Annotated in this window: 18 protein-coding genes; 10 read left to right on the top strand and 8 right to left on the bottom strand. The window is 54.5% G+C overall.

The window, feature by feature from the left end:
• Positions 1 to 4: 4 nt before the first annotated feature.
• From FIU92_RS10205 to FIU92_RS10195, 3 genes are all read right to left on the bottom strand, one after another.
• Entirely contained in the window at positions 5 to 1,324 is a 1,320-nt protein-coding gene (locus tag FIU92_RS10205; RefSeq protein WP_152458469.1) for a glutamine synthetase family protein, read from the bottom strand.
• 132 nt (positions 1,325 to 1,456) lie between these two features.
• On the bottom strand, positions 1,457 to 3,643 hold the full coding sequence (locus FIU92_RS10200; protein ID WP_152458468.1) for a xanthine dehydrogenase family protein molybdopterin-binding subunit: 2,187 nt from the start codon (positions 3,641 to 3,643) through the stop codon (positions 1,457 to 1,459).
• 3 nt (positions 3,644 to 3,646) lie between these two features.
• Positions 3,647 to 4,111: a (2Fe-2S)-binding protein gene (locus FIU92_RS10195; RefSeq protein ID WP_152458467.1), complete on the bottom strand. Its 465-nt coding sequence runs from the start codon at positions 4,109 to 4,111 to the stop codon at positions 3,647 to 3,649.
• Between the two features lie 141 nt (positions 4,112 to 4,252).
• On the opposite strand from FIU92_RS10195, the gene FIU92_RS10190 reads away from it, so the two are divergent.
• Entirely contained in the window at positions 4,253 to 4,855 is a 603-nt protein-coding gene (locus FIU92_RS10190; protein ID WP_152458466.1) for a TetR/AcrR family transcriptional regulator, read from the top strand.
• Between the two features lie 740 nt (positions 4,856 to 5,595).
• Here FIU92_RS10190 and FIU92_RS10185 read toward each other — a convergent pair.
• Positions 5,596 to 6,477, bottom strand: a complete 882-nt coding sequence (locus tag FIU92_RS10185) for a LysR family transcriptional regulator (RefSeq protein WP_172978484.1) — start codon at positions 6,475 to 6,477, stop codon at positions 5,596 to 5,598.
• A gap of 104 nt (positions 6,478 to 6,581) precedes the next feature.
• Between FIU92_RS10185 and FIU92_RS10180 the strand changes: the two genes are divergently transcribed.
• From FIU92_RS10180 to FIU92_RS10155, 6 genes are all read left to right on the top strand, one after another.
• Positions 6,582 to 7,376 carry a VOC family protein gene (locus FIU92_RS10180; RefSeq protein ID WP_152458464.1) on the top strand — a complete coding sequence of 265 codons (795 nt, stop codon included), beginning with the start codon at positions 6,582 to 6,584 and terminating at the stop codon, positions 7,374 to 7,376.
• Between the two features lie 35 nt (positions 7,377 to 7,411).
• Positions 7,412 to 8,182 (top strand): nuclear transport factor 2 family protein, encoded by a 771-nt coding sequence (locus tag FIU92_RS10175; protein ID WP_152458463.1) that lies wholly within the window; start codon positions 7,412 to 7,414, stop codon positions 8,180 to 8,182.
• Between the two features lie 12 nt (positions 8,183 to 8,194).
• On the top strand, positions 8,195 to 8,545 hold the full coding sequence (locus FIU92_RS10170) for an antibiotic biosynthesis monooxygenase (protein WP_152458462.1): 351 nt from the start codon (positions 8,195 to 8,197) through the stop codon (positions 8,543 to 8,545).
• Between the two features lie 257 nt (positions 8,546 to 8,802).
• On the top strand, positions 8,803 to 9,630 hold the full coding sequence (locus FIU92_RS10165) for a class I SAM-dependent methyltransferase (RefSeq protein ID WP_254705291.1): 828 nt from the start codon (positions 8,803 to 8,805) through the stop codon (positions 9,628 to 9,630).
• 135 nt (positions 9,631 to 9,765) lie between these two features.
• Positions 9,766 to 10,665 (top strand): hypothetical protein, encoded by a 900-nt coding sequence (locus FIU92_RS10160; RefSeq protein ID WP_254705290.1) that lies wholly within the window; start codon positions 9,766 to 9,768, stop codon positions 10,663 to 10,665.
• A 284-nt stretch (positions 10,666 to 10,949) separates the two neighbouring features.
• The gene (locus tag FIU92_RS10155; protein ID WP_152458461.1) at positions 10,950 to 12,044 is read left to right on the top strand and encodes an ABC transporter substrate-binding protein; all 1,095 of its coding nucleotides are present in this window, start codon (positions 10,950 to 10,952) and stop codon (positions 12,042 to 12,044) included.
• Between the two features lie 182 nt (positions 12,045 to 12,226).
• Here FIU92_RS10155 and FIU92_RS10150 read toward each other — a convergent pair whose 3' ends face one another.
• Positions 12,227 to 14,170 carry a DUF3604 domain-containing protein gene (locus tag FIU92_RS10150; RefSeq protein ID WP_152458460.1) on the bottom strand — a complete coding sequence of 648 codons (1,944 nt, stop codon included), beginning with the start codon at positions 14,168 to 14,170 and terminating at the stop codon, positions 12,227 to 12,229.
• Between the two features lie 350 nt (positions 14,171 to 14,520).
• A complete protein-coding gene (locus FIU92_RS10145) occupies positions 14,521 to 16,371 on the bottom strand; it encodes a bifunctional 2',3'-cyclic-nucleotide 2'-phosphodiesterase/3'-nucleotidase (protein ID WP_254705289.1) in 1,851 nt (616 codons plus the stop codon).
• Positions 16,372 to 16,390: 19 nt separating this feature from the next.
• Between FIU92_RS10145 and FIU92_RS23010 the strand changes: the two genes are divergently transcribed.
• Complete coding sequence (locus tag FIU92_RS23010) at positions 16,391 to 16,549, top strand: hypothetical protein (RefSeq protein WP_254430193.1); 159 nt, start codon at positions 16,391 to 16,393, stop codon at positions 16,547 to 16,549.
• A 465-nt stretch (positions 16,550 to 17,014) separates the two neighbouring features.
• On the opposite strand, the gene FIU92_RS10140 is transcribed toward FIU92_RS23010, so the two are convergent.
• A complete protein-coding gene (locus FIU92_RS10140) occupies positions 17,015 to 17,506 on the bottom strand; it encodes an ATP-binding protein (protein WP_152458458.1) in 492 nt (163 codons plus the stop codon).
• 16 nt (positions 17,507 to 17,522) lie between these two features.
• Positions 17,523 to 18,422 carry a LysR family transcriptional regulator gene (locus FIU92_RS10135; RefSeq protein WP_172978483.1) on the bottom strand — a complete coding sequence of 300 codons (900 nt, stop codon included), beginning with the start codon at positions 18,420 to 18,422 and terminating at the stop codon, positions 17,523 to 17,525.
• A gap of 96 nt (positions 18,423 to 18,518) precedes the next feature.
• On the opposite strand from FIU92_RS10135, the gene FIU92_RS10130 reads away from it, so the two are divergent.
• The gene (locus FIU92_RS10130; protein WP_152458456.1) at positions 18,519 to 19,166 is read left to right on the top strand and encodes a class I SAM-dependent methyltransferase; all 648 of its coding nucleotides are present in this window, start codon (positions 18,519 to 18,521) and stop codon (positions 19,164 to 19,166) included.
• A gap of 446 nt (positions 19,167 to 19,612) precedes the next feature.
• Positions 19,613 to 21,160: an arylsulfatase gene (locus FIU92_RS10125; protein WP_152458455.1), complete on the top strand. Its 1,548-nt coding sequence runs from the start codon at positions 19,613 to 19,615 to the stop codon at positions 21,158 to 21,160.
• Positions 21,161 to 21,334 lie beyond the last annotated feature (174 nt).

Here is a 21,334-nt window from a genome sequence, read left to right as displayed (position 1 = left end):
GGGGTCAAACCGTCTCGAGATAGCTCAGCCAGTGATCCTCGGGCGGGATGTTCGCAAATCGGGTGATCTCTTGTCGTTTGGTCATGGTCAGATAGCGGATCAGGTCAGCGGGGAACAGCCGGGCCACCAGGGGGTCCGTGGCGAACCTGTCAATCGCGCTCGACCAATCCGGCATCAGTTGAGGCAGGTCCGCGATGTCATAGGCGTTCCCCGTGATCGGGGCAGGTGGGGTCAAGCTGTCCTCGATGCCGACAAGTGCCGCGCCCAGAACCGCGGTCAGCATCAGATACGGGTTTATGTCCCCGCCGGCGACGCGGTGTTCGATGCGCCGTGCGGCGGGCGCCCCCCCCGGGATGCGAATGGCGGCCGTTCGGTTTTCATAGGCCCAGCAGGCGCCCGTGGGCGCATGTGCACCCGGTATGAGCCGTGTGTAGGAGTTGCCGTGAGGTGCAAATATCAGCGTACTGCCCGGCATGGCCGCGACACAGCCCGCTACGGCAGACCGCAATATCTCGGTGCCTTCCGGCCCGTTGTTGTCGAACACATTGTGTCCGTTCTGGTCCAACACCGAGAAATGCACATGCATTCCGTTGCCCGCGTCATCGGCATAAGGCTTGGACATGAAGGTGGCCGCAAATCCGTGCCTACGCGCCAAACCACGCGTCAATGCCTTGAAAAGCCACGTATCATCGGCACAGCGCATGGCGTCCTGATGGTTCAGGTTGATTTCGAACTGGCCGATGCCGCTTTCGGAAATGGCCGTCTGCGCGGGGATGCCCATTGCGGCGCAGCCATCGTACAGGTAGGTAAAGAACGCCTCGAACGCGTCCATTTCGGCAACCGACAGAACGGCCTCATCCGCAAGGCGCCGCCCTGTGATCGGATTCACCGGCGGTTGCGGCTGCGCGCCAGAAGCGTCAACGAGCGTGAACTCCAACTCCGTCGCGGCAACAACGGACCAGCCGCGTTGCGCATAGCGGTCGAGTGTGGCGGACAGGGCATGCCGCGGGTCGCCCGGAAAGGGTACGCCGTCATCATCATACAGACACATCGGCACCAGCGCTGTTTCCGTATCCAGCCAGGGCACGGGGACCGGGCCGCGTTCGGTCGGGCGCAGCACCCCATCAGCGTCGCCGGTTTCAAAGACCAGCGGGCTTCCTTCGATATCAGCGCCCCACAGGTCTACGTTCAGTGCCGAAAACGGCATTCGCACGGCGCCTTTTCCCAGTTTGTCGGCATAGCCGGGGGGCACGCGTTTGCCCCGCATCTGACCGTTCAGGTCACATGCGGCAACGCGAAAATTGTGCAGGGCTCTCAGATCCATTGGGGGCTCCGTCGGTGAAACTCCCCAGTGATTTACTTCAATGGATGTGCTTTGTCACCAAATTTGATCAAATTCTGACTTGGGTATTCAAGGAACGCCCGCGCCGGTATTGACCGGCGCGGAGAGCTGTTTTCAGGCAAAGCTTACGCCATGTTCTTCCATGGGCAATTGCGCCACATGCAAACCTGACAGGGCCTTGATCGCATTGGCCAAAGCCGGTGCCGACGGTGGCGTGCCGGGTTCTCCGACGCCGGTCGGCGCTTCGGCCGATGGCACGATGTGCACGTCGATTGCAGCAATATCCCCGATGCGCAGCGGTTCGTAATCCGGGAAGTTGTATTGATCAACGGCCCCGCTTGTCAGAGTGATCTGGTCACGCATCACATGGCCAATGCCATAGCCGATGCCGCCTTCCATCTGGGCCCGCACGATATCGGGGTTCACGGCGATACCGCAATCCACGGCACAGGTGACCTTTTCAATCCTGATGCCACTTTCCGGATCGCCCGAGATTTCGACCACTTCAGCCGCGTAAGACCCAAAGGACTTGTGAACGGCAATCCCCTGCGATCGGCCCTCTGGCGCATTGCCCCAGTTTGCCTTTTCGGCCGCCAGCTTCAAAACAGCTGCCTTGCGTTGCTGGTCCGGGTTGCTGCTGTCGGACAGATGGGCCAGACGGAACTCCACCGGATCACGACCGGCGGCCTCGGCCACCAGATCCATCATGGTTTCCATCGCATAGGCGGTGTGAGTGTGCCCGACCGAGCGCCACCACAGAACCGTCGTCGCCTTTGGCGTGTCGGTAAGACCTACCGCCATGCCGGGGATGCTGTAGGGGCTGTCCGAAACGCCTTCGACCGAGCTGTGGTCGATGCCGTCATGAACCAGAACAGCCTCGAACGGGGTGCCCTTGATCACGGATTGGCCGGCAATCTGGTGCTGCCACCCGACGATGTTGCCTTCGGCGTCCAGACCCACACGAACCTTGTGGCCAAAGGCCGGTCGGTAATATCCGCTGCGAATGTCGTCTTCGCGCGTCCAGACCAGTTTCACCGGGCGCGAGCGGTCAGTGACGACAAAGGCCAGGGCGGCCTCGACCTGATAATCCGCATCCGGGGTGGCGCGGCGCCCGAACGACCCGCCTGCTAGCATGGTTTTGATGTGGATCTTCTCGGCCGGCAGGCCAAAGATCTGCTGGTAGGCCATATGAGGACCCGTCGGCATTTGTGCCCCGTCATGCAGAACGATGTCTCCGTCTGCGGTCTGCTCGATGGTGCAGTTCAACGGTTCCATCGGGGCATGGGCCAGCAGTGGGAAGTAGAACGTTTTTTCAACGACCTTGTCCGCGCCGTCGATGGCGGCTGCCACAGCGGCAAAATCCGCCTTGTTGACGTTATACGTGGGCTCCGCCTCCAGCGCGGCCATGATCTCGGCCTTGATCTGGTCCGAGTTGCGGGTTTCCGCGCCGGACATGTCCCATTCGACCTCAAGCGCATCGCGTGCCTGAATCGCGGCCCAGGTGTTCTCGGCATACACCGCGACGCCTGCCTGATTGGGCAGAACCGCGGCGCTGATATAGCCTTTGACCTCTTTCGATGCGCTGTCATCAAAGCCCAGCGCGATGCCGCCCTTCGCTTCGGGGCGTTTGATCATGGCGATCATCTGGTTGGGTAGGTGAACGTCCATGGCAAACATCGCCTGGCCGTTGCTTTTGATTGCCGTATCCTTGCGGCGCACCGTTTCATTTCCGATCAGACGGAATTCGGATGGGTCCTTCAGGCGTGGCTCTGCCGGAGCGTCCAGTTGCGACGCAGCGGACACGAATTCAGCGATCGGAGCCGACTTGTCGCCTGCCTTCACGATGCCGTCTTCGATGGTGATGCCGGATGCATCCACGCCCCAGCTTTGCGCGGCGGCGTTGATCAGCATTTCGCGCGCGGCAGCACCGGCCTGACGGTATTGCAGCCACGAATTCGCCATCGCGGTCGAACCGCCGGTGCCCTGGAATGGGCCGAACAGCAGGTTGTTGTAGACATTCGGATCCGAGGGGGCGAACTCGTATTCGATCTGGTCCATGGTCAGGCCGATTTCTTCGGCAATCAGCGTCGGCAGTCCGGTCGCCGGGCCCTGACCTTTTTCAAAATGTTTGACGATGGCGGTCACGGTGCCATCGGCATCGATCTTCACAAATGGATTGAACTGCGCGGTCTCGGACGAGGCCGCGGCCAGCGCACCGTCCGGACGGGTGCCGACCAGGAGGACGGCACCGGCAGCGGCGGCGCTTTTCAGAAACCCACGGCGAGAAGTGTTGATGGTCATGGATCAGGCCTCCAGAATTTCAGACGCGCGCTGGATGCCGGCGCGAATGCGTTGATAGGTGGCGCAGCGGCAGGCGTTGCCGGACATGTACTCGTCAATCTCCTGGACTGACGGTTTCGGGTTCTCGGACAACAGCCCGACAGCCGACATCACCTGACCCGACTGGCAATAGCCGCACTGGACGACATCCAGTTCGACCCAGGCCTGTTGTACGGCGGCACCGATCTTGTCGTCACCGACAGCTTCGATGGTCGTGACTTCGGCGTCTTCGACGTCTTCAATGAATGTCTGACAGGAACGGACGGGCTCACCATTTACGTGCACGGTGCAGGCCCCGCAGGATGCCACGCCGCAGCCGAATTTTGTGCCGGTCAGTTTAAGTTCGTCTCGGATCACCCAGAGAAGAGGCGTTCCGGGTTCGGCATCAACCTCGTGGGTCGTGCCGTTCAGGTTCAATTTAAGAGCCATGATGAGGGGGTCTCCTGTTGGTGCTGGTTTCCGCAATTGGTAAACTCGCGGGTTTACTCATGGCATATAATTTCGCCCTTGTAAACTCCTGCGTTTACCTAGTGTTTGACCGGGGCACGTCAATAGGTCTATAGCTCTGACATGAACGAATGCAGCGCACAGAATGCGTCCAAGCGCGCACAGATCATCGAAGCTGCCGTGGCCGAGTTCCAGGAAAAGGGCTTTGCCGCGGCCAGTATGGATCGCATTTCAGCAAGGGCCGAAGTGTCCAAGCGTACGTTGTACAAGTACTTTGAAAGTAAAGAAAACCTGTTCCGCTCCATCGTGGTCGAATTGTCAAGTCGCTTTGCTGAAGTGCTGGAAATTCGGTATGAAAAAGGTCGCGATATTCGTACGCAACTGACTGAACTGGCCTGGGCCGAAGGGCGCATTCTGATGCGGCCCGATGTTATCGCAATGGCCCGGATGGTGATCAGCGAAACCTTGCGCAACCCGACGCTTGCGGCGGAAGCGCAGGGCAAGCTGGACAAGACGGCGACATTCATTGCCATGCTCAAAGATGCGGCCGAGGATGGGCAGCTTCGGATCGATGATCCGGAACGGGCCGGGCGCGAATTCATTGGCCTGATCAAGGCGCGCGCCTTCTGGCCGCTGCTGTTTACGGGTGGGGTGCTCAGCGAAGCCGAGATGACTGAAACGATCGAAAGCAGTGTCCAGATGGTGATGAGCCGATATGGTGTCTGATCGGAAGCAACTCACTGATAATGGTCGCCGTCGGGACGTCGTCAGAGGAATGTGTTAGGGCTTTTCGACTTGATTCGGATGGTCAAAGCCACTGACAGGCCATCGGACTTCGAAGCATAGCAGGACGGAGGCGTTGCTGTGACAGGCAAGGCAACACAAGCTGCGCGTTTAAGCGTGGCACTCATGATGGATTTGTGCGACTGAGCGTAGGGTATTGTTTTATATGTATTTTTTGAGGGTGAATTTGGCGCGCAGCACATATGTAGCAATAGTCCCTACCTGATGTTGAAGCCGTGCTTCACTCGCTTGATGATGCAGCATTCTCGGTTTTTCGGCAAGCGAACGTAGAGGAGAACGCCGGGCCTCTTCTTTGGTGGGAACTCTGAGAATGACGTACCTTGTTGAAACGCTCTGGCTGCACAGCCGGAGGCCGGTGTCTTTCGCCTCACTGCGGGGGCGAGTGTTTCTTCGGGGTTCATGAAGAAGTCCAGGAGAAAAAATCTGATACCGCAAGTCGCGCCTGATTTCACTTCTTCAACGTTCAATCGGAATTCGAGAAGAGAACAAGGGTTTTCCAGCGTCCTCGTGACTACACCTGACTTCGGTCTCTCATGGCACGGGGATAGGTCAGGGGAATTCCGGCCCAAAGCGGCCATTCTGATAAGCCTTCGCTAACGACTGCTGTGAGCCCATACCTACCAAATGCTGCACACTGCACGAATGGCCACTTTCGAGCCGACCTACGCCCGAATCTCTTCACGCATAAACTCCACAAAGGCCCTTACACGCGGCTTTCGAAAGGCCGAAGGTAACTGCACGCTTTGGATCGGCAAAGTGCGGGAGTGGAACTCCGGAAAGAGTTGCACAAGACGTCCGGTTTCAAGGTCGTCCCCCAAAAACACATCTGGGCATATGAAGATCCCACGCCCGGCGCGCGTTGGTACGAGGCAGGCGGGAGGACTATTTGCCAGAAATGGGCCAGAGACAGGCACCTGCACGGTTTGCCCTTCGATCTGGAACGGCCAGCGGTTTGGATCGGGGTTGTTGGCATCACGGATGCAGATGTGGTCAGACAGTTCCGCAGGATGTGAAGGTGCGCCATGTTCTTCAAGGTAGGAAGGAGTCGCGACGACTTTCATATGCGTTTCACCGAGCTTGCGAACGACCAAACTGGAGTCACTGAGCGCGCCGATCCGTATTGCGATATCGAAACCGCCCTTGGCCAGATCGGCATAATGATCCGACAAGTCCAATTCGACCGTGACGTTCGGGTGTTGCTCTACGAAACGGCTTGCTGCTTTAGCCACCGCCGTGTCGCCATAGGTAAGGGGCGCAGCCACACGAACGATGCCCTTCAAGCCCTCTGAAGCGTCAAACTCAGTCTCCAACTGCTCCAATTCAGCCAGCACCCGTCGCGCTCCTTCCAGATATCGCTCCCCCTCGTGGGTCAACGACATAGACCTGGTGGTGCGATGAAGAAGATTCAGCCCAACCATGTTTTCAAGCTGGGCCACACGTTTGCTGACCAGCTTGTTTGAAATGCCAAGCCGTTGTCCAGCGGCGGTAAAAGAACCGGATTCCACAACAGCCACGAAGCTCTGCATCCCGTCGATCCGGTCCATAGCATTGTCTCCATTTACGCGATACACACTCGCTCTTATCGCCATTTCATGGAGAAAAGACCATCGCTAAGTTCCTCTCAAGCTGAATCGCAGGAGAAAAGAACATGGCAACGTCAGACGCCCCCATCTCAATAGGTCAGGTCGCCCTGACGGTGCGCGATCTGGATAAGACCGCCACCTTCTATGAAGAGGTGATTGGCCTCGGCCTGATCGAACGCAACGGTGAAAGCGCATTCCTCGGCACCGAGGCCGGAACGCTGATCGAGTTGCGCCAGGACCGAAACGCTAGACCCTTTCCTAAAGAGGCGGGGCTGTTTCACACCGCATTTCTGTTGCCGTCCAAACAAGACCTCGGCGCATGGCTGATCTACGCGGATGAGCGCGGTGTTCGCCTGGATGGCGCATCCCACCACGGTGTCAGCGAGGCGCTGTATCTGAACGATCCCGAAGGAAACGGCATCGAAATCTATCGTGATCTGCCTCGCGAAGCGTGGAAACGCCAAGGCGATACCATCCACATGACAACGCACCCGCTCGACCTGAAATCACTAACGGAAGATGCCACACAGTGGCAAGGCGCACCGCAAGGCACAGTCATCGGACACGTTCATTTACGTGTCGGTGATGTCAGCAAGGCAGCCAAGTTCGTTACCGACGAGCTGAGTATGGTTCAAACATTTGAGCTGCCCTCAGCCCGCTGGTTCGGGTCCGGTGGCTACCATCACCATCTTGCGGCGAATGCTTGGCAATCAAAGGGGGCAGGCCCGCGCTCTGTCGAAACCACAGGTCTCGCGAGTGTTGAGCTGTTGGCTGACCCCGCAAGTCTCACGCCCGGCCAGACGGTCGACCCCTGGGGCACAGAATTCACGATCACCTCAGTGCAGGCTTGCGCCGCGTGAATGTCGTCAAATCAAACCAAGAGAGGACTACAACAATGACACCTAAAGAACTCGTAATGGAGGCCGTAGCCGCCATTTTTGTCAACTTCGACGCAACTGCCGCCGAACAGCTGCTGGCAAAGGATTATATCCAGCACAACCCAGCCGTCCCCACAGGGGCTGCGCCGATCCTTGGCTTCATTCCTGGTCTGAAAGAAAGCGGGATCGAGGTGGACATCCACCGGGTGATCGCTGAAGGCGATATGGTTGTCCTGCACACCACCTACAACAACGCTCAGGCGTTCGGTGCTGAAACTCTGGTTGGGTTCGATGTCTTCCGTGTCGAAGACGGCAAGGTTGCCGAACATTGGGACAATCTGACACCAGTTACACCGCCGAACCCCTCGGGTCACACCCAAACCGATGGTCCGACTGAGATTACCGATCTGGACAAGACGGCCGAGAGCAAAGCCTTGGTCACGGACTTTGTGAACACCATCCTGAATAATGGCGAGGTTGACCGGATCACGGACTTCTTGTCCACCGAGACCTACATCCAGCACAACAGCAACATTGCTGACGGCCTGGACGGTTTGGGTGCGGCACTCGCTGGCATGGCCGAGCGAGGCATCCAGATGATATACTCGGATGTTCACATTGTTGTGGCCGAGGGCAACTTTGTCTTCACCGCCTCCGAGGGCACATTCGCCGACAAGCCGACAGCGTTCTATGATCTGTTCCGCGTCGAAAACGGCAAAATCGTTGAGCATTGGGACGTGATCGCAGATATCCCTGCGGAAATGGCTCATGACAACGGCAAGTTTTGATCGGGGGCAAACATGAGAGCATTCCTGATCACCCTCACGATGATGCTAGGAGGCACAGCTATGGCTCAAGAAACTGGTGTAATCGAGATTGTGACAATGAACCTTGCCGAGGGTGTTTCAGCTCAAGCGTTCGAGCCGGTCGACAAGGCCATTGAGGACGAGTACGTCAGTAAACAGCCTGGCTTCATCTCCCGGCAAGCCGCCTTCGCAGACGACAAATGGGCGGTTGTCGTCAATTGGGAAAGCGCGGAGGCAGCGCAAGCATCCATGGACAGCTTTGTCTCTGCTCCGGCTGCTGAGAAGTTTATGAGCATGATCGATGCAACTACAATGTCGATGAAGCGCTACCAACTGGCACGGTAAGAGCCTTCATACTAACCAAAGCGCCCATGGAAACATGGGTGCTTTGTTGCATTTTGATCATCAGCATTCATCACCGGACAATCGGGCTGTCCAGGCGGACGGCAACTCTGTCCGTATTTCGGTCGTTCGCAAAACTATGGCGAACGCAGCCATCGAGATCAGTGCGGACGCTTTAGCGAGGCTACCATTTGGCGCAAAGAACGCTTCTGTTGGTGTAAAAAAACGTTGATGCTACTCTGGCCCGGCTTGGAGGGTGCATGAACGGCCTAAGTGATTTTGAAAAGATGGAGCGCGAAGGCTGGGCCAATCCAGCTATCGCCAAAGGTTATGCAGATGGATTTCACCAAGCCACGCGCCTTGTTGCGCAGAGGCTCTCGGATGCGGTTTCCGCAGGACCCAAGTCAACGGTTCTTGATTTATGCACCGGGCATGGTGTTGTTGCTGCAGAACTGTCGGCAAGAGGGGCATCCGTAACGGGGCTCGACTTCTCGGGAGTTATGATATCTCTTGCTCAATCAGCTGTGCCAGACGCTTCCTTCATTCAAGGAGATGCGATGTCAATGGACTTTGCTGATAGCAGCTTTGACGCCGTCACTATTGGTTTTGGTGTCCCGCACTTTCCCGATCCTGAACGCGGTTTGGCGGAGGCGGCAAGGGTTTTGAGACCAGGAGGGCGAATCGCGTTTTCAATCTGGAAGGGGAAAGGATCAGATGGTGCTTTCGGTTGGTTGTTCGATGCGGTTGGGCGACTGGGCGATCCGTCTGTAGAACTGCCTTTAGGACCGGATGCCCATATGCTTGCCGACCGTTCTTCTGCTGAGCCTATGGTCACTCAAGCGGGATTTGCAGAGTTTCAGTTGTTCGATGTGCCTTCTGAATTGCACGTACAACACCCTGAGGACTTGTTTGATGCATTTGACCAGGGTGCCGTTCGCGCGGCGTCACTATTAAGATCGCAACCTGCTATGAAACGAGATTCAATTCGCTCTGATCTGGCGGAACGCACTCGCTCTTTAGGCAACATGCACAATGGCGGTTTTCTTGTCCCGGCCCCGTCTGTCATCATATCAGCCGTTCGCCGCTAACTTTTTCGAACCTTTGACGATTATGCACGCTCTTCGAACAGCAGCTTTGTCCGCATAACAGACTTGAAAGCACTTGAACCGATGGTTCAGGAGTGGCAACCCGAAAGGGAACCAGCGTCACTTAGGAAACGTCATATGAAAAACCTTATTCTAACGTGTTGCTTTGGAACTATTTCCCTATGTTTCACAGCGTTTCCGTTGACTGCACAGCCGCGGCTAGGTTGGGCGTATCAGGTTGATGGGCTTGCCGCTTTTCAAGGGGATGCGGATTTGAGCGGCGGTGGCGAATTCTCTGCAAGTCGAACATTTCTTCGTGCGACCGCACTCTACAACTTGGACGGAGGAAATTCAGTTGGGCTTTCCACCAGCTTTGGCAAGCTGGATTATCGCTTCAGCCAATCGAACAACCAGCCATGGGAAAACATCCGTGACCTCCGCGTCGCCGTTCCTGTGCGGCTTCGAGTGAGTGATACAGCAACAGTTTTTGTGTCGCCACAGATCAGATGGGACTATCAAAGCGGGGCCTCCTCATCTGAAGGAAGAACCCATGGTATTTTTGCAGGAATTGCTTGGCAACTGAGCGAGCGCTTGACGATAGGTCCGGCCTTTGGCGCGTTTTCTCAATTTGACGAAAGCGGCACAGATTTTTTTCCAGCCCTGCTGATCGACTGGGACATAAACGATCGCTGGAACTTGAATACTGGCTCTGGTGTAGGAGCGACGCAAGGTCCCGGACTGACACTGAGTTACGCGTTGAATGACACCTTGGACATTTCGTTGACCGCGCGATCGGAAAAAATTCGATTCAGGTTGGATGGGGATGGCCTTGCCCCGAATGGGGTGGGTGAGGATAAAAGTATCCCTGTAGTTCTATCTGTTGGATACAACCCGAACCCTGGGGTTTCATTAAGTGTCTTTGCTGGCGCAGAATTTGACGGCCGCCTGACGCTAGATGATGCGAATGGATTGGAAATTAGTCGTCAGAGTTATGAAACAGCGCCATTGGTTGGGCTGGCGTTCAGGGTCAGGTTCTGATCACAGCATTGAGCCAGTTTGCCAGTTGTGTGCGGAGTTTTCTCGCGGCTGAGTTCACGCGTCTAATTTGTCCACATAGGGGGCGTTCATCCCAAGTGCAGCGAACGGCTGCAACGAGCCACAAACTGCCTGTTGCTGCGCTGTGCATGAACGTCCGCTTGCCCACCTCCAAGGTCTTCGTAAGGTGCTAGGTCCGCCAAAGAACCACGATCAGATCAATGTCCCTTCAGTTTCGTTGATTGCGTCGCTAGGCTGTCAAAGCCAGAACCAAGGGATGTTTCAGTATGATCAGACTAGACCGCCGTGCATTTCTTGCCGGATCAGCAGCGACGCTAACAGCAACCGGAGGGCTGGCACCTACGCTCGCATCGGCCTCCGCTCCCGAGTTATTGGCCGCAGGGTACCCTTACAACCACGTAAAAGCGTTGATCGATGGGAATGTTGAAGTTGCCGGACATTCTCTCGATTTTGAGCTCGACAAGATCGGCGACTTGAACAACCACATATTTGAAGGCCCGCAAACCAGAGTGTTTTCTGAGGTGGGCTTAGGTCCATTCATGCTTGCCTACGCGAATGATGGCTTTCGAGACTACTCTCTTATCCCTGTGTTTCCGCTTCGAACCTTCCGTCACAAGAGCATCTTCATCAACACGGAAGCAGGCATCGAACACCCATCAGATTTGAAAGGGCGTCGGGTTGCTACGCCGGGGTTCTCCCAGACTTCTTTGGTTTGGATAAGAGGGATCATGCAAGACGAGTATGGGGTGAGGCCTGAAGACATTGAGTGGATCGTTTCAGCCCAAGACTCGGGAGCAGCTCTTTCGGGAACGGTGTCTAAGAATGAGAACGTGTTTCCAGAGGGATTAAACATCCGCACTGGCCCAGAAGGAAAAGATGAATCTGATCTCTTGGTTGATGGTGATGTTGACGCGTTGTTTCACGCGCTTGAACCCAGAGCATTTGTCGAGGGCAACCCGAAGGTCGCTCGGCTCTTCTCGGATGTCCGGTCAGTTGAACAGGCGTATTTCGAGAAGACTGGAATTTTCCCGATAATGCATGCTGTCGCTGTTCGAAACGACTTTGTCGAAAAAATGCCAGAGCTTCCGACCGCGATTTTCAAAGCTTATTCAGAAGCCAAGTCCAAAGAGTACGAAGCCCTGAAACAGAAATGGTACTACGAGACGCTGCCTTGGTTCTCAGCCGAACTGGCGAGTACAACAGAGGTGATGGGGGAAAACTTTTTCCCATATGGCATTGAACCCAACCGGAAGACCCTTGAAGCTCTTTTCCGCTATTCATTCGAACAAGGCTTGGCGAGCCGCGAACTAACAGTCGAGGAACTCTTCACGCCAACCAGCTTGGAGCTGATGGAGGAGTAGACCCGGATTGGTGCATGCAGTCTTGGTTTGAGAATAAGACTGCTTCTAGCCCAACAGCGGGCATGGGCACTAGAGAGCCTAGTGTCTGCAAAGTCCAGAAAGTAGACGTCCAATGAATTTGGGCGAACGACTACAACGAACCCATTTTCGCCATGAAACATGAGCGCGTTTTTGGTGAAGTTCTATCCCTCCGGAGTGTACCAAATGGGCGAAGTATAAGCCCGTTCTTGTGTGGATGTCGGTACTTCTTCGGGTAGTTCGTCGCCGAACCTAATAGCTTCGTAAACCGTCCATCGCGGCGTGGGGATTTCCAGCACGCGCGCGTAGTAAAAAGCCTTTTGTTCCGGATCAAATTCGGGATCAGACCAGACGGTTATCAATTCTGGCGATCCGATTGAGTTCGTGAACGTACCGGTTTCGACGTCCACGGTGTTGCCGACAGGCGGCAGCTTGCCTTCCGCACTGAGATCCCGATCGCCGGACCAGACGACATCAAAAACCTTCTCTTGTGTCTCACCGTCTTCTGTTACCCAGCCCTTGACTATCTGAATACGATCCAGATTACCCGAGTACGGATCCTTGAGTGCAGCGACGAGAAAATTTGGCGCTAAGGCATCACCGGGCGCTTCCGGTAGATCTGCCCCCATGGGTACGCCTTTGTCATAACCAATCTTCGCAGGAAGCCGCGATTGAGCGTCGTTTTCTTCGAAATCCCATCCCCCGAAGAAACGTACCGTGATCCGACTACCTGTTGTCCCATATACTTCCTTACGTTCCATCGCGTCGAAAATAGATGCTCGTGTATTTTCCTCGGCCCAAACCGCCGCGTAACCAGAGGCAGCCATCTGCCAGCCCAGAATTTTGGTCGCTTCAAACTCGCCGACAACATGCTGCCAACGCCCAGGCTCAGGTTCCACGCCCGAGTGCTTACCAAAAAAGTTATCTTCCTGGGCTGTCGCCAAAGCCGTGTGACTGTCTGTAGATCCCACGACACCGAACTTGTAAGGGTTGGTCCCAAGCTGCGCCTCAAGCTTCAGGCCATTTTTCAAAGCCTCGCGAGCATACTCGTACTGCAACATCCAGTCTTCTTTTGGGACAGGGCCAAGGTTTGCGACGTCCCATGTTTCGTAATCTGCAAACTCGTCATTTGGGCTCAGAAACGGGTGGGCCTCGCCGTCGCCTTTGATCTGCGTGATCTCGTACAGTGGCTCCCATTTGGCGCGTCTTTCCGCGTAATCTCCTGTGAGCGGTTCGCCGGTATCGGGGTTTGTCTCGACAGGAAACATCAAACCATTAGAAACATTTCCGTTGTGCGCCAATGCAAGGACGCGCCCGCCTGTCGTTTCTTCGTATCTTTCCATCCAATCCCACAGATCTTCCGGATTGAATGTCTCGGCAGTCGTAAACGGCAACATTTGCCGCGCCCGAATCCTGTCGTCCCTATAGATGACATTGCGGTGCAAGTTGTTGCCACCTTCCGTCGAGGTCCATTCGTAGCCGATAAACGCGGTAAACGATCCCGGTTGATCATAAGCATCCGCAGTTTCCGTAAAGTCATCCCAAACTGACTGTACGAAACGACGGTCAGCAATCGCCTCCGGCAAAGCTTCACCGGTAATTCCAGCGAAAGTCTCGATAACCTCCATTGTCGCTCCAAGGGCAACATTCCCTCCTTGGTTCAACCTGTCGTTCCAGTCACGTAACGTTGGGTCGCCCATCAAAGTTGCGTTCCCCGCGACGATCTCGTTCATCGCGCCCATCGCGTCTGAATGGTCTGAAACAACGAGCCAATCCAGCGGGCGAGACAGCTTCGCCCGCAGGCCGTGAGAAGTAGTTACTTCTTCTCCACGCGCAAACCGAAACGCGTCTGAAGGCGAAAGAAGTACACCAAACGCACGCGCGTCGAGTGAGAGCGATGTATGCAAGTGGGTGTCGCCCCAAAGAGGTCTAGTTGGAAAGTCGCGTCCTGCATAAGGCGAAAACGCATCTGATGCAGGGGCATGCATGTCGGCCCCCGAGATGGTCATTTCACCAACTTGTCCACCCTCGGCGGTTTCCTGTGCCCAAGCAGAGGTCGAGGACAAACAGAGACAAAAGAATAAGGTCGCACTGAAAGGAACTTTCATGGCTATATTCCCTGCAAATCAGATTATAGCTCATGCGACCATTCTCATATGCTTGCTGTCAACCTCGTTTTTGTTTCCGCGAAGAGCGTCTGTACTTGGTTGAATTGGTGTGTAACTACCCAAATCCCTCGCCGCGTCTTAGTCTCGTTTACTGCGGAAACAAACAGCGGCTTTGTCCGCAGATCCTTCACTGATGCACTGCGCAACGAGGACTGCTCCGAGCCCAGATCAAACGTTCATTTCTAACTGCTGATAGCCTTTGAAAGTCGCATGCGGGCGTTCAGCTTAAGCCTGATGGTAGCTGCTTTCGTTGACTTCCGACTTCCTCAAAGTACGCACATGCGATTGCACTAGAGCTTGATGCGGAATGCCGCGAAGCCATCTGCACCATCTCCGGCGTCTTCGATTAAAACGCCTTTGACATCGGCGATGTAGTCTCGGGCCTTAGGGCCGGTCTCGAATAGCACGGTCGTGTTCTCTAAAGGAGCAAATGACCAGTTGCCGTCCGCTTTTGGGTTGATCGTTCCCTGTTCGACAATATAGCGCACGATAACGTCGCGATTAGTGTCCGGGGCTTCGAACACGATTGTATCACCCAATGCGCCGGGGAATGAACCGCCACCCGATGCACGATAATTGTTTGTGGCGATGATGAACTCCATGTCATCGGTGACCGGTTCGCCTTGGAAGGACAAGTTCACAATTCGGGCCGCATCGGGATTCACCTCTTCCCCCTTTGGCCCAAAGCGCGACGGCTGCGACAGGTCGATCTGGTATGTTACGCCATCCATCACATCGAAATTGTAGGATGGAAACTCTGGATTCAGAAGAACCGCATCCTCTGAGCCTCGCTCGATCTGGTTGAACATACCGGCCGAACGCTCCAGCCAACCACGCAGTTGAACACCGTTCACTCGCACCGCGCGCACTGTGTTGGGATAGAGATACAGATCAGCCACATTTTTGATAGCAACATCCCCGACCGGGACGTCGGTGTAATAGTCCGGGCCCCCGCGACCACCCGCCTTGAACGGCGCCGCCGCTGACAGGATCGGCAATCCTTCGTGCTCGGTGCCTTTCAGCATTTCTTCGACATACCATTTCTGTGCGATCGAAACGATCTGTACAGACGGATCATCAGCAACCAATGCAAAATAGCTGTGCAACGGGGCAGATGTTTTGCCAACGGCTCGACGGACATAGGCGAGCGTTTCGTCGTGATCCTTCGCAACCGAGTCGAGAACCTTCTGATCGTCTCCGACCAAAGCGGTGATTGAGCGGTCTTCATTGCGTTTGGAAATCGCGCGGGCCTCGGACGTGGTAGTAACCACGCGCCACTCATTTCCTTCCCGTTCCAGCAGCAGGTCCAACAACCCAAGATGTGAGCCCCAGAAGCCGCCCATAACAGCAGGTTTACCCATCAGGGTGCCCTTTTCGACGTCAATGCCGGGTCGGTCCGCAAATGTCGGCGAGGGAAAGACAAGGTGATTGTGCCCCGTGACCAGAGCGTCGATTCCGTCAACACCCGCCAAAACGACTGAGGCGTTTTCCATACCGTCCACATGATTGGCGTCGCCGATCCCAGAATGTGAAAGGGCGATGATTAGGTCACATCCTTGTTCCTTCATCTCTGGCACGTATGCCCGCGCGGTTTCAACAATATCGCGGGCCTGAACATTGCCTTCCAGATGCTTTCGGTCCCAGTTCATGATCTGCGGCGGCGTAAAACCTATGACACCGATTTTGATTGAGTGCTTGGTCCCATCACCCATTTCGATTTCACGGTCGATAATTGTATATGGTTTAATCAGCGTTTTGTCGTCGCGCGGAGTTGCGCCTTGTGCCTTTGCAACATTGGCCAAAACGACCGGGAACTCTGCGCCCGCGAGTGATTTTTCCAGGAAATCCAGCCCGTAGTTGAATTCGTGATTGCCCAGAGTTGCAGCATCATAGCCAACCGTGTTGAAAGCGTTGATGATGGGGTGCGCGTCCCCTTCTTTCATGCCACGCTCATAGGCGATGTAGTCGCCCATTGGGTTCCCTTGAAGAAAGTCACCGTTGTCGACCAAGATCGAATTTGTCGCCTCAGCGCGAATTTCGTTGATGATTGAGGCCGTACGGGACAAGCCCACTGTGTCACGGGGTTTGTCGGCATAGTAGTCATAGGGGAACACATGAACATGGATGTCCGTTGTTTCCATGATGCGCAGATGCGCTTGAATGTTGGATGCCAAAACTGAAAAAGGATGCAAGGTGATGGCCGCTGCACCGGCTGTTGTTGCAAGAAATTGGCGACGCGAAATTGACGAGCGGTTGGAAAAAGACATGGGTCACCTTTCGAGTTGGCTGGCAATGAGAATAGTTGCCGGTATTGCATAACGATCTTATGACAGTGTCTTCTAACACATTTTGCAGACTTATTTCAGGGGGTATGGACGAGGCCATGCGCCAGATCCGTGAAGTCGCTGAATGATTGGATCAGGTGAAACCAAGCCGGGACTGGTTTGACAACGTATGTGAAGAATAATCAGTGCCTTTTCCCATCACCCGTGCTGTATTGTCGGCGCAAAACTATTCTGGAGATGGTTGTTGGAGCCGGCATTTGCCGATGTGTTGCCCATGCCCGCCAGCGACGTACACTACCGATAATCGACGTGAACGACGCTGCCCGCGTTGCCGTTGCCATGACTTAAGAAGGACGCACCGGGATACATCTTTTGTTGTCACGCAATCTCCGTACCTGAGGCCCAGTGAAAGCTGACTGTAAACATTTGGCCAATCGTCGACTCAGAGCGGGCGGCCGAAAAACATTTAGCTCCGCCGCGACATTTCGAAAGTCTGGTGCTACTGACGGTGAGTTATGATGCTAAAACCCTCTTCGGGTGATGGTGGCACGAAATACCGCGCAATACGCCGATATTGATCTTCCGTCGCTGCAAATGCATGCGCGCCTTCTTTGTTGCGCTTGTGCAGCCGGTGCAGACAAACCTCATCTGACACATCCAAAAAGTGAAGGTGGTGCTGCGCAGCAGTGTCTTCCAGCAGGTCGCGCATCCAGGCCCTGTTTTCAATTGTGTTCGCTGGAAAATCGAGAACGACCGAAACGCCAGCCTTCAGCAGAGCAGCCACGTGAGGACCCATGAGCAGTCGCAGTTTCAAAGCGCAGTCTACATAATCCTGCAGGGACTTCATTTGATCCCCAAACAGCGCGCCAAGCCATTCATCTTCTGAAATGAGCACGGCCCCGTCACTTTTCGCAAGTCTCGCTGCCAGAGTTGATTTTCCTGAAGCAATTTTGCCGCATAACAAGTGGAGCATTGGAATAGCCTTTAACATAGAGCGAACTCCCGGATTACCTGATGGTCCCTGCGCTAAGTTGGTCCGCCAGTTGATCAAACACCAACCTGATCCTTCGTGCGGTATGTAGCTCGGAGTGCGTCGCCAGCCAAATCGGGAACTTAAACGGCTCATGATCGGGGAGCACGCGCTCGACGCCGGGTGTTAGGGCAGCCACGTCATCCGACATTACACATATGCCAAACCCTTGGCGCACCAGCTCCCAGGATACAATCCCGCTTTGTGAGCTGACCCGGAAGCTTTTTCGGGTGACCTTAATGCCCGCCGGATCAAGAAAACCGATCATCGTGTCAATGTCACCAAATCCGACAAAGTCCAACTTAGCGAGTTCGCCTTCATTTTTTGGCCGTCCAACCTGATCAAGGTACGAAGGTGCCGCGTAGAAATGTGCCGTGGCCTCGGCGACAAGCTTTGCCGTCAGATCCGGCTGCGTCGGACGTACATGTCGGATGGCGATATCAGCCTCACGTCGCTGTATGTCTCGTATGTCATTTGCAGCAACGATGTCTATCTCCAGTCGCGGTGCTGCAAGTCGGATCTTTTTCAGTATAGGCGGTAGCTGATAGGCAGACATCACATCGGACGCAGTGATCCTGACTTGACCTTCAACAGCTTGCGACTGACTTGTCGCAGTAAGTGAAATCCTGTTCGCCACATCCGCCATTTCTCTGACATGCAACAAAAGCTCGGCGCCAGCAGTCGTCAAATTAAGCGACTTGCCGACTCTTTCGAACAGGGTGATGCCAAGTGCCATTTCCAGCGCGGCAACTTGCCGGCCGACAGTGGGTTGAGTTTGCTCAAGAACGCGCGCCGCTGCGGAAAACGAGCCCTCTTCGGCTGTCGCGAGAAAGGACCGTACCTGATTCCAGTCGAAATTGATGGCTTTCCAGTTCATGCATTTATGCATAACACTTCTGCGGATTGTGGCAATTTCATAAATGATTGTTTGGAAGTAAAGGATACGGCAACAACCTTGTAAGAGAGTAATGAAATGGCTGCTTTATCCAAGGATGCCGCGTTCTGGAGCAAAATCTCGCGAAAGTATGCGGCAGACCCAATCCGCAACATGGAAGGGTACCTGGAAACACTGGAACGTACCAAGTCGTACCTGAAAGCGGAGGACAACGTACTCGAAATCGGGTGCGGGACAGGTTCAACTGCGCTGCTGCTTGCACCGAATGTCGCCCATGTCACTGCCACGGATCTCGCTCCGGGCATGATCGAGATTGCCGATGAGAAGCTTGATAAAGAAGGGCTGGAGAATGTCACTTTCAAGGTGGCCGACGTTCTTGAGCACAGTCTTGATGAAGGCTTTTTCGATGCGGTTTTGGCGCATAACTTGCTTCATCTTCTGCCCGATTTGGACCAAGCGCTCGAGCACATTGCTGCGCTGACAAAACCGGGTGGGCTTTTCATATCCAAAACCGTCTGCGCGCCTGAGAGCGGTGGTTTCCAGTTTGCGATGATCAGTCGGATCGCAATCCCAATCATGCAGGCTTTTGGGAAAGCCCCATTTGTGAACTTCGTGTCTGGATCGGCACTTGAGAGGAAAATTGCGTCCGCAGGCTTTGAAGTTCTTTGTACTTCTGATCAAGCCTCGATGCTCCAGAGTCGTTATATTGTCGCGCAAAAAACATGAAGCTCCAGTTCGTACAGCTTCGTCCTTTGAAATGATCTTTGCATCACAGTGTTTTATATAAACTGTTCACAAGTGATCGGATGTTACAAAGGTCTGTTTCCGATTTAATAATGCGACTGCGAGTGGCAGCATTGTCCGCATAGCGATCGCTCGCGATATTCAGTCGAATGTCAGCATCGATTCCGAAGCAGAAGAAAAAGTGGTCCAGCAAACGCTTTGGCGTGGTTCCGAAATGCGGCGAATTCAGTCGTGACCAATTACGTGTTTGAAGCGCTGGAAAAAGGTATCGGTCAGTTCGTTTAGTAAAGCCATTTAAGTCGACAGGATTTTTTTAATTAACTTGCGCATTTCCGCCTGAAATCCTGGAAACCACAAGGGTCCCAACAAAAAATTTCGAACTTGTGGTAGGTTATTCGGTGATAACAAGAAATTTTGGGAGGACGAATATGAAGTACAAAACAAAATCCACCATAGTAGCGGCATTATTTGCCGCAACCGCTACGGCCGTTTACGCACAAGATGAACCTCCTATGAACTTCCTGATTATTTGGGGAGATGACATTGGGTTTTGGAATATTAGTGCCTACAACCATGGCATGATGGGTTATCAGACACCCAACATCGACCGTATAGCCAAAGAAGGCGCGCTATTTACTGACTGGTACGGAGAGCAGTCCTGTACTGCAGGACGAGCGGCTTTCATAACTGGACAATCTCCCATTCGTACGGGTTTGACGAAGGTCGGCCTTCCTGGCGCACCTGAGGGCATGCCCGTGGAAGACCCCACCATCGCTGGACTACTCAAAAACCACGGGTATATGACAGGCCAGTTTGGCAAAAACCATCTAGGTGACCGTGACGAGCACCTCCCCACCAATCACGGTTTCGATGAATTTTTCGGGAATCTCTACCACCTCAACGCAGAAGAAGAGCCTGAAAATCCAGATTATCCCAAGGATGAATCCTTTAGGGAGAATTTCGGCCCGCGCGGGGTGATCAAATCGACCGCAGATGGCTCGATCGAGGATACCGGGCCGCTTACAAAAAAACGCATGGAAACCGTTGACGAAGAAGTCACGGCAAGTGCGTTGGACTTCATGGATAGAGCTGTTGAACAGGACAAGCCTTTCTTCCTTTGGTGGAATTCCACTCGCATGCACATTTTTACGCATCTTAAGGAAGACTCCGACGGAGTGACGGGACTTGGTGTTTATCCTGACGGCATGGTCGAGCATGATGGGCACGTCGGTGTACTACTTGATAAACTTGAGGAGCTTGGGATCGCCGAAAACACTGTCGTAATGTATTCAACAGACAACGGAGCCGAGACCTTCACGTGGCCGGACGGTGGTACTACCCCTTTCCGCGGCGAGAAAAACACGCAATGGGAAGGTGGCTATCGTGTCCCGACTGTCATCAAGTGGCCGGGCGTCATCGAGCCGGGATCGAAGATCAATGGCGTAGCTTCACATGCGGACATGTTGCCAACCATTATGGCTTCTGTCGGCGAGCCAGACATCAAAGAGCGGCTACTTGATGGTAGCGTTGAAGCGATCGGTCGCCAATACAAGGCACATCTGGACGGCTACAATCTACTTCCGTCGCTCTCAGGTGAAACTGATGATTGGCCACGCAGTGAATTCATTTATTGGACTGACGATGGCAGCGTAGCCGCCTTGCGCTATGAACAGTACAAGGTGACATTCCTAAAACAGAACGCACATGGACTTGATGTTTGGCTCTCACCTTTCGAGGTGTTGCGCGCTCCGATGCTTTCAAACTTGCGCAGCGATCCGTTCGAGAGAGCCGAGGAAGAGAACGCTATGGGTTACCAGCGCTGGTTCCTCGAGCATATGTTCGCGATAGCTCCGGCCTCCGCCTACGTTGGGCAATGGCTTCAAAGCTTCGAGGAATTTCCGCCAAGGCAAAAACCCGGCAGCTTCAACCTCGACAACGTTATGGAGGAACTCACCAGTCGTGCCGGCAATCAATAGCTCTGACGAAAGCCAGTGATCTTGAATTCAAAGACAACGTTCTGTCGAATTTAAACGCGCAAATCATCCCCTTGGACTGAAAATTGGCGCAGTCCATTGGCGCAGTCCAAGGGAGAGAATGAACGGCGGCTTTGTCCGCAATGCGGTCATTGGCACTGAGCGCAGCGAAGGTCC

It is taken from the genome of Ruegeria sp. THAF33 (assembly GCF_009363615.1).
In the GTDB taxonomy this organism is placed as follows: domain Bacteria; phylum Pseudomonadota; class Alphaproteobacteria; order Rhodobacterales; family Rhodobacteraceae; genus Ruegeria.
This window is presented reverse-complemented; position numbering and strand designations above follow the sequence as displayed.